General features: G+C 68.3%; 5 protein-coding genes, 1 tRNA gene and 1 other RNA gene. 5 read left to right on the top strand and 2 right to left on the bottom strand.

What is annotated here, in order from left to right; translation table 11 throughout:
• Positions 1-331, top strand: a 331-nt coding sequence (locus CXY82_RS00430; protein ID WP_233199089.1) for a hypothetical protein, incomplete at its 5' end; no start/stop codon positions are given.
• Positions 332-797: 466 nt separating this feature from the next.
• Here the strand turns inward: CXY82_RS00430 and CXY82_RS00425 are convergent.
• Positions 798-885: transfer RNA gene (locus CXY82_RS00425), tRNA-Ser, on the bottom strand.
• Between the two features lie 206 nt (positions 886-1091).
• On the opposite strand from CXY82_RS00425, the gene ffs reads away from it, so the two are divergent.
• From ffs to CXY82_RS00405, 4 genes are all read left to right on the top strand, one after another.
• An RNA gene (ffs, locus tag CXY82_RS00420) (signal recognition particle sRNA small type) lies at positions 1092-1188 on the top strand.
• A 158-nt stretch (positions 1189-1346) separates the two neighbouring features.
• Positions 1347-3815, top strand: coding sequence for a phosphoketolase (locus CXY82_RS00415; protein WP_104169198.1), 2469 nt, complete (start codon positions 1347-1349; stop codon positions 3813-3815).
• 3 nt (positions 3816-3818) lie between these two features.
• A complete protein-coding gene (gene pta, locus CXY82_RS00410; protein ID WP_104169197.1) occupies positions 3819-6080 on the top strand; it encodes a phosphate acetyltransferase in 2262 nt (753 codons plus the stop codon).
• The gene (locus tag CXY82_RS00405) at positions 6077-7306 is read left to right on the top strand and encodes an acetate/propionate family kinase (protein WP_104169196.1); all 1230 of its coding nucleotides are present in this window, start codon (positions 6077-6079) and stop codon (positions 7304-7306) included. The genes pta and CXY82_RS00405 overlap by 4 nt, the downstream gene beginning before the upstream one ends.
• 417 nt (positions 7307-7723) lie before the next feature.
• On the opposite strand, the gene CXY82_RS00400 is transcribed toward CXY82_RS00405, so the two are convergent.
• Entirely contained in the window at positions 7724-8626 is a 903-nt protein-coding gene (locus tag CXY82_RS00400; protein ID WP_104169195.1) for a type IV toxin-antitoxin system AbiEi family antitoxin domain-containing protein, read from the bottom strand.
• Positions 8627-8917: the final 291 nt, after the last annotated feature.

Genomic DNA, 8917 nt, shown 5'->3' with positions numbered 1-8917 from the left:
CGCGGCTGGGTGCGGCTGGGTGCGGCTGGGCCGGGCGCCGCGCGGCTGGGCTGGGCTCGGCTCGGGCTCGAAGAGTAGGCTCAGCCGGATGAGCCTCGCCGCCGCCCAATTCGTCTCCAGCACCACCCTCGGAACCCGAATCGTGGTGCGCACCCGCATCGAGGGCGGGGTCACGGATGCCGTGGGTTACTTGCGGTCCGTCTCCGACACAGGGTGCATGGTTGAGACCAAACGCGGTCTGGTCGTCCTCGCGCTCGCCGATGTCGTGGCCGCGAAGCCGGTGCCGCCGCCGCCCGTGCCGCGTGCGCCGCGGCATCCGCTCGCCGACTAGCCCCCGGTGCTCGCCGGTGGTCGCCGGACCTGCCCCGACACTCCCGTGGCCAACTCAGGAGATCCTTGGGCGGCCGCAGTCTGCTCCGCACTGGTCTGCGGCCACGGCGGAGCGGTCCGCGCGGATCTCCTGAGTTGGCCCCATGCCAGGCACGGTCGGAGCCTCGCTTCGTGCATAACTCCTGCCAATTCTCAGCGGGGGGCTGTTTCAGGGCTCTATTGGCCACATCCGGCAGATTTTTGCGGGAGCTATGCACGCGGGTCGGTGGCTAACTCAGGAGAACCACGGCCAGTTGCGGTTCCCGCCCCCGGAATCAGGCGGTGGATGTTTGCGTGCGGCTTGGATCTCCTGAGTTAGCCCCATCCGGGCACGGAAGCAGCCCTGCGGGGGCGGAAGATTCGAACCCCCGAGAGTTGATTGTCGAGTTCGTCGAGACTAATGCCCGCCCACGTGCTGCAGCACGATTTGGCGGAGAATGGGGGATTCGAACCCCCGAGGGCTCTCACCCAACACGCTTTCCAAGCGTGCGCCATAGGCCACTAGGCGAATTCTCCTGGCCGAACGTTCCCTCAAGGAACGACCTAGGGAATCTTACCTGTTTTCGGCGGCCTCCGTGCACACTCGCCCCGGCCGCCCGGTACAGACCCGGTACAGACCCGGTACAGACCCGGTGCAGACCCGGTGCAGACCCGGTGCAGACTCGGAATCGACTCGGAATCGGCCCGTTTTCGGCCTTGCCGGCTTTGCGTCTAAACTAAGGGTCGGCTCCTCGCGTGGCGCCATCTCGGCCAACTCCCCCAGGACGGAAACGTAGCAAGGGTAACCGGGCTCTGGTGGGTGCGCGAGGAGTCTTTTTTATGCCCGCACGCACCGGAAAAACAGCCACAGCCCAGCCACAGCCCAGCCACAGCCCCGCCACAGCCGCAGGCCGTTAGCAATGATAACGATTTCGCCTCATCTCGTAGGATGAGACGGCGCAGATAACGCCCCCGCCCCGATAGTGCCTGGAGGCACCATGGCTGAAATATTCGGTACACCCTTTCTCTGGCCAGACCGGTCACCGCATCCGCTCTGCGCTGAAGCGCTCGCCAGCGTCGATGCCTGGTGGCGGGCCGCCAACTACCTGTCGGTAGGGCAGATCTACCTGCTCGACAACCCGTTTTTGCGTGAGCCGCTCACGCGGGACCACATTAAGCCGCGTCTGCTCGGCCATTGGGGAACCACCCCGGGGCTCAATTTCCTTTACGCACACCTGAACCGCGCCATCCAGGAACGGTCGATCAGCACTCTCTACGTCACCGGCCCTGGCCACGGTGGCCCCGGGATGGTGGCCAACGCCTACCTCGACGGCACGTACTCCGAGATCTACTCCGGCGTCGACCAGAGCGAGCAGGGCGTCAAGGCCCTGTTCCGCCAGTTCTCGTTCCCCGGCGGCATCCCCAGCCACGCCTCGTCCGAGACGCCCGGCTCGATCCACGAGGGCGGCGAGCTCGGTTACGCGCTCAGCCACGCCTACGGCGCCGCGTTCGACAACCCCGACCTGCTGGTCGCCGCGGTCGTCGGCGACGGCGAGGCCGAGACCGGCCCGCTGGCCACCAGCTGGCACTCGAACAAGTTCATCGATCCGCTTCAGGATGGCGTCGTGCTGCCGATCCTGCACCTTAACGGGTACAAGATCGCCAACCCCACCGTGCTCGCCCGTATCCCGGAAGAGGAACTCCTCGACCTGATGCGCGGCTACGGCCACAAGCCCTACATCGTGGCCGGCGGCTTCGACGGCGAGGATCCCCTCCTCGTGCACCAGCGCATGGCGCTCACCCTCGACGAGGTGCTCAACGAGATCGCCGCGATCAAGGCGCGCGCCCTCGCCGGCGACACCGAGCGTCCGCGCTGGCCGATGATCATCCTGCGCACGCCCAAGGGCTGGACCTGCCCGCCCGTCATCGACGGGGTGCAGGTCGTCGACTCCTGGCGTTCGCACCAGGTGCCGCTGAGCAACGCCCGCGACACCGAGGCGCACACCCGGCTGCTCGAAGAGTGGCTGTCCTCCTACCGGCCGGGCGAACTCTTCGATGCGAGCGGCGCCCCTGTGGCGGAGGTTTCGTCGCTGGCCCCCGTGGGCGACCTGCGGATGAGCGCGAACCCGGTCTCCAACGGTGGGCTGCTGCGCCGGGCGCTGAAGCTGCCCGACTTCCGGGAGTACGCGGTGGATGTCCCTTCCCCGGGCGCCACCACCGATGAGGCGACCAAGGTTCTCGGCACCTGGCTGGCCGACGTCATCCGTGACAACCCCGACAATTTCCGCATCTTCGGGCCCGACGAGACGGCCTCCAACCGCCTCGCCCCGGCCGTCTACGCGGCCACCGACAAGCAGTGGAACGCGGAATTCCACGAGGGTGACACGAACCTCGCCCGCGCCGGCCGCGTGATGGAGATGCTCAGCGAACACCAGTGCCAGGGCTGGCTGGAGGGCTACCTGCTCACCGGCCGTCACGGCGTGTTCAACTGCTACGAGGCCTTCATTCACATTGTCGACTCGATGTTCAACCAGCACGCGAAGTGGCTCAAGGTCACCCGCGAGATCCCGTGGCGCCGCTCCATCTCGAGCCTGAACTACCTGCTCAGCTCGCACGTCTGGCGCCAGGATCACAACGGGTTCTCGCATCAGGACCCCGGGTTCATCGACCACGTCGTCAACAAGAGTGCGGATGTCGTGCGCGTCTACCTGCCGTTCGACGCGAACACGCTGCTCGCCACCTACAGCCACTGCCTGCGCAGCGTGGACTACGTCAACGTGGTTGTCGCCGGCAAGCAGCCCGCGCCGAACTGGCTCACCATGGACCAGGCCGTCGCGCACTGCAAGCGGGGTCTGGGCATCTTCGACTGGGCCGGAACCGAGACGTTCGGAACCTCACCCGACGTCGTGCTGGCCGCCGCCGGCGAGGTGCCCACCCTCGAGGTGCTGGCCGCGGCCGCCATCCTGCGGGAATGGCTGCCCGACCTGTCGGTGCGCGTCGTGAACGTCGTTGACCTGATGCGCCTGCAGTCCGAGGCGGACCACCCGCACGGCCTCAGCGACAACGAGTTCGACGCCATCTTCACGGCCGACAAGCCGATCGTGTTCGCCTACCACGGGTATCCGTGGCTGATCCATCGCCTGACCTACAAGCGCACCGGGCACGGCAACCTGCACGCCCGCGGCTACAAGGAGAACGGCACCACCACCACGCCGTTCGACATGGTCATGCTCAACGACCTCGACCGGTACCACCTGGTGATGGACGTCATCGACCGGGTTCCCGGACTCGGCGCCCGCGCCGCCCTGCTTCGCCAGGAGATGCAGGATGCCCGCCTCCGGGCCCGCAATTACACCCGCGACCTCGGGGAAGACATCCCCGCCGTCACCGAATGGGTCTGGGACGCCGATGGCGTCGGCGTGACCCCCGACAATGCCGGTGTCTCCACCGGCGGAGATAACGTATAAACCGTGGCTGACAGTATCTACATCACCTCTGCCGAGGGAAATACCGGCAAATCCACCATCGCCCTGGGCGTGCTCGACACCCTGCTCCGTTCGGTGCAGCGCGTCGGTGTGTTCCGGCCCGTGGCCCGCTCGGCGCACCACCCCGACTACGTGCTCGAGCTGCTGCTCTCGCACCTGTCGAGTGCGTCTGCGCTCACCGTGCAGCCCCCGCTGACCTACGACGACTGCGTCGGCGTCACTTACGACGAGGTGCACCTCGACCCCGACGCGGCCCTCGGCCGCATCGTGCAGCGCTTCAAGGCCGTCGAGGCCCAGTGTGACGCGGTGGTCGTGATCGGCTCCGATTACACGGATGTCGGCAGTCCCACCGAGCTCGCCTTCAACCTGCGCATCGCCGCCAACCTGGGGGTGCCGGTGCTGCTGGTGCTCGGCGGGCGGGTCGGTCCCGGCCAGCGCGACACGCTCAGCCAGGGTGACCGGCAGCTCGGGCAGAGCGACCCGCGCACGGCCGAGGACATCCGCCAGTTGACCGACGTGACCCTGGCGGAACTGCGCGACGAGCACGTTTCACTGCTTGGCGTGATCGTCAACCGCGCCGATCCGACTCGGCTCGATGAGCTCATCGACGCCGTGCGGAGCGTCGTCGACGCCGACATGAAGCCCGGCAGCGGACGCAACGCGGTGCCGGTCTGGGCGCTGCCCGAAGACTCGTTCCTCGTGGCCCCGAGCATGAAGAGCATCCTCAAGGCCACCGACGGCACGCTCGTCAAGGGTGACCCCGCGCTGCTGTCCCGGGAGGCGCTCGGCGTGGTCGTGGCGGCCATGTCGATGGTCAACGTGCTGCCGCGCCTGTTCGAGGGCGCCGTGGTTGTGGTTCCCAGCGACCGCCCGCAGGTGCTGCTGGCCGTTCTGATGGCGAACTCGTCCGCGACGTTCCCGTCGATCGCCGGCATCGTGCTGGTCGGCGGCTTCGCCCTGCCCGAGGAGATCGGGCGGCTCGTCGAGGGGCTCGACGCCTCGGTGCCGATCATCAGCACCGAGCTGAACTCCTATGACGCCGCGCTGCGCATCACGCACACGCCCGGACGGATGGCCGCCGACTCGCAACGCAAGCGCGACACGGCGCTGGCGCTCTTCGAAGGCCACGTGGAGGCATCCGTGCTGCTCGACCGGCTCAAGGTGAGCCGCGCCGACGTGGTGACGCCGCTGATGTTCGAGTACATGCTGCTCGAACGCGCACGCACCAACCAAAAGCGCATCGTGCTGCCCGAAGGGGACGACGACCGCGTGCTGCGCGCCGCCGCGACCCTGCTGGCCCGCGATGTGGCCGACATCACGATTCTCGGTGAGGAGTTCGAGGTGCGCTCGCGTGCCATCGGCCTCGGCCTGGACATCGCCAAGGCGCAGGTTCTGAGCCCCTTCGACGACGTGCTGCGGCGCAAGTTCGCGGAGGCGTACGCGAAGCTGCGCGCCCACAAGGGCGTCACGGTCGAGCAGGCCATGGAACTCGTCACCGACGTGTCCTACTTCGGCACCATGATGGTGCAGCTCGGGCTGGCGGACGGCATGGTCTCCGGGGCGACGCACACCACGGCGCACACCATTCGGCCGAGCCTGCAGATCATCAAGACGCGTCCGGGAGTCTCGGTCGTGTCCAGCGTGTTCCTGATGGCGCTGGCCGACAAGGTGCTCGTCTACGGCGACTGCGCGGTGAACCCTGACCCCACCGCGGAGCAGCTCGCCGACATCGCCATCTCGGCGTCGGAGACGGCCGTCGAGTTCGGTATCGAGCCGCGCATCGCCATGCTGAGCTACTCGACCGGCGAGTCCGGGCAGGGTGCCGACGTGGACAAGGTGCGGGCCGCCACCGCCCTCGTGCGGGAGCGTCGCCCCGACCTTCTGATCGAGGGTCCCATCCAGTACGACGCGGCAGCGGATGCCGCCGTCGCCGCCACGAAGATGCCCGGTTCGGCTGTCGCCGGCCGCGCCACCGTCTTCATCTTCCCCGACCTGAATACGGGCAACAACACGTACAAGGCCGTGCAGCGGAGCGCCGGAGCAGTGGCCATCGGCCCCGTCCTCCAGGGCCTGCGCAAACCCATCAATGACCTTTCCCGAGGAGCACTAGTGCAGGACATCGTCAACACCGTAGCCATCACCGCGATCCAGGCCGTGACGCTCGCAGCGTCCGAGTCCGGCGCCCCGGCAGCTTCGGCTTCTGGTGCGGCATCTTCCGCCTCGGCCGCAGCGGCGGTGTCCGCATGACCGCCATCCTGGTCGTCAACTCCGGATCGTCGTCATTCAAGTACCAGCTGATCGACATGGACATCGAAACCGAGCTCGCCAGCGGCCTGGTCGAGCGCATCGGCGAGCCGATCGGGCACTCACGGCACACCGCGGGCACGTCGAAGGACGGCCGCACCGAGCGCGACCTGCCGATCATGGACCACACCGCCGGCTTCGCCGTGATGATCGAGGCCTTCGCCGAGCACGGCCCGAAGCTGTCCGAGACGAACCTGATCGCCGTCGGCCACCGCGTGGTGCAGGGCGGCAACCGGTTCTTCGAGCCGACCGAGATCACCCACCTGGTCGAGCTGAACATCGAGGACCTCTCCGAGATCGCTCCGCTGCACAACCCGGCCAACGTGCAGGGCATCCGTGCCGCCCGCGCCAGCTTCCCGAACGTGCCTCACGTCGCCGTGTTCGACACCGCGTTCCACCAGACGCTGCCGCCGGCCGCGTACACCTACGCGATCGACAAGGACGTCGCGACGCGGTACCGCGTGCGCAAGTACGGCTTCCACGGCACCTCGCACAAGTTCGTCTCGGAGGCCGTGGCGGCCTACCTCGACCGGCCCCTGGCCGAGCTCAAGACGATCGTGCTGCACCTGGGAAACGGGGCATCCGTGTGTGCCGTCGACGGCGGCGAATCGATCGACACCTCCATGGGCATGACCCCGCTGCAGGGGCTCGCGATGGGCACCCGCTCGGGCGACATCGACCCGGCCGTGATCTTCCACCTGCGCCGCCGGGCCGGGATGACCACCGCCGAGCTCGACGACCTGCTCAACCGCCGCGGCGGCATGCTGGCCCTGGCCGGCAACGGCGACATGCGCGACGTGGAGGATGCCGCGGTCGCGGGCGACCCGGTCGCCCAGGCTGCCCTCGACGTGTACTTCCACCGCGTCAAAGGCTATGTCGGCAACTACTACGCGCAGCTCGGAACCGTGGACGTCATCGTCTTCACCGCGGGCGTCGGCGAAAACTCGCCGATCGTGCGCGCGGGCGCCCTGGCCGGACTCGAGGGCATGGGGATCGAAATCGACCCCGTGCGCAACGAAGCCAAGTCCCGCACGCCGCGCGTGATCTCCACGGACAACTCCCGGGTAACCGTGCTCGTCATCCCGACGAACGAGGAGCTGGAGATCGCCCGGCAGACGCTGGGGACGGTCAAGCGCACGCATCCGTCGGTGTATGGGGTTCACTGGTAGGGGTTTCGGCTCCTGTGTCTCGTTGATGCTTTTGTTGATCGGCCGTTCCCGGGTTCCGGGGGCGGCCGATTGGCGTGTNATGCTTTTGTTGATCGGCCGTTCCCGGGTTCCGGGGGCGGCCGATTGGCGTGTGGGGGTTCGGGGCGCTCGGGATGCGGGGGTTCGGGGTGCGGGGTGCGGGGTGACGTAACTTCGGAGTTTTTGGCGACACGCGGCATCCGTGGGCGGCGGATGCGGCGTGTCGCGATTTTTTCCGAAGTTACGTTCGTCGTGGGTCGGGCTGGTCCGTGGGCCCGACGGTTGCGGCGGGCCGGCCCCGCGACATCAGCATGCGCCCCGCGCGGGTGCTGCGCCGCTGCGCTCATAGCACGCCTGAGGCGGAGCGGCGCAGCACCCGCGCCGGCCCCGCCCGACCGATCAGAGGGGGTCGTCGCGGCGCGTGAGGAGGCGGCCGAAGCGGCGGGACTGCTCGCGCTGGGCATCCGTCACGACGCGCGCGATGGCGGCGAGCGTGGTCTCCCACTCGTAGAGCACCTGGTCCTGGGTGAGCCGGATCGACCGGCGTCCGAGGGCCTCGGTCTTGAGGTCGCGAATGCGGTCGGCGTGGAAACGGTCGGGGCCGTGCCATTTCTCGCCGTCGGTTTCGATGGCGACGCAGTCCTCGACGACGAGATCTTCGTCGCCGATGCCTGCCACCTTCACCTGCGCCACCACCGAGTAGCCCACATGCCGCAGCCGACGCCGCACGATCGTCTCCATGCCGGAGCCCGAGGTGAATTCCAGCTCTCGGATGCCTCCCGCCAGCCGGACCGGCGCCTGTGCGCACAGCTGGCGCACCTGGGCGATCGTGAGGAATCCCTCGTGCACCGCCGACTCGAGGCAGGCGATCGCGTTCTCCTCGTCGAGGCAGTGGATGGCCTGCCAAACCGCCTCCATCGGCGAGACCAGCCAGGATCGCTCGGTGGTTCCCGGGAACCGCGGCTGCGCCCAGTGGTAGCGGATCCGCTGCCCGCCCCGATCGAGCACGGGCCGAGTGCCGGTGGCGTGCCCGGGCAGCTGCAGGTGCAGCGAACGGTCGATTCCGGCCCAGACGTTGGCCCGGCGCAGGGCGCTGAGGCAGCTGATCCGGCCGTGGGCCGCGGCGGCATCGCGCTGGTCGCGGTCGGCGTGGGCGCAAAGGTAGATGCCCCGCGCGGCGCGCACGACGGTTCCGTGCGCAATGGCCGTGCGCAGTTGCGGGGGAGTGACGCCGAGCCGGAGCAGCTCGTCGGTCATGGCGGCGTGTCCGAGGGTGCAGATGAGGGTCGCTGCGCTGCGCATTCGTTCAGGATGCCCGCGGGCCCGGCCCGCTCCCGAGGGAGTGCCGGCCTGGGGAAAAGATCCTGCCCCGGCTGCCTGTGGGGGAGTGCCGTGTGGGTGCCCGCGGGCGCGTGGCGCGGGTGCGGCTGTCGGCCGCCGGCTGTTCTTTGTTCTGCGCTGGGCCCCGCGGGTGACGCAAAGTCGGAGATTTTCGGGACACGCCGCATCCGTGGGCTGGGGTGACCCGGTCTTTTCGGACGGGGTCCTTGGTTTCATTTTAGGCGGCGAGTGTGAGTTTGATGAGGCGTTCGG

Origin of the sequence: Cryobacterium sp. M23 (assembly GCF_002929655.1) — a bacterium.
GTDB lineage: Bacteria > Actinomycetota > Actinomycetes > Actinomycetales > Microbacteriaceae > Cryobacterium > Cryobacterium sandaracinum.
Note: the sequence above shows the minus strand (reverse complement) of the source record. Positions and strands in the feature narration are given on the sequence as shown.

Excerpts from the sequence above, each read along its gene's own strand:
- CXY82_RS00415 (WP_104169198.1), top strand. The coding sequence starts at position 1,347 with ATGGCTGAAATATTCGGTACACCCTTTCTCTGGCCAGACCGGTCACCG.
- CXY82_RS00405 (WP_104169196.1), top strand. The coding sequence starts at position 6,077 with ATGACCGCCATCCTGGTCGTCAACTCCGGATCGTCGTCATTCAAGTAC.
- CXY82_RS00400 (WP_104169195.1), bottom strand. The coding sequence starts at position 8,626 with ATGCGCAGCGCAGCGACCCTCATCTGCACCCTCGGACACGCCGCCATG.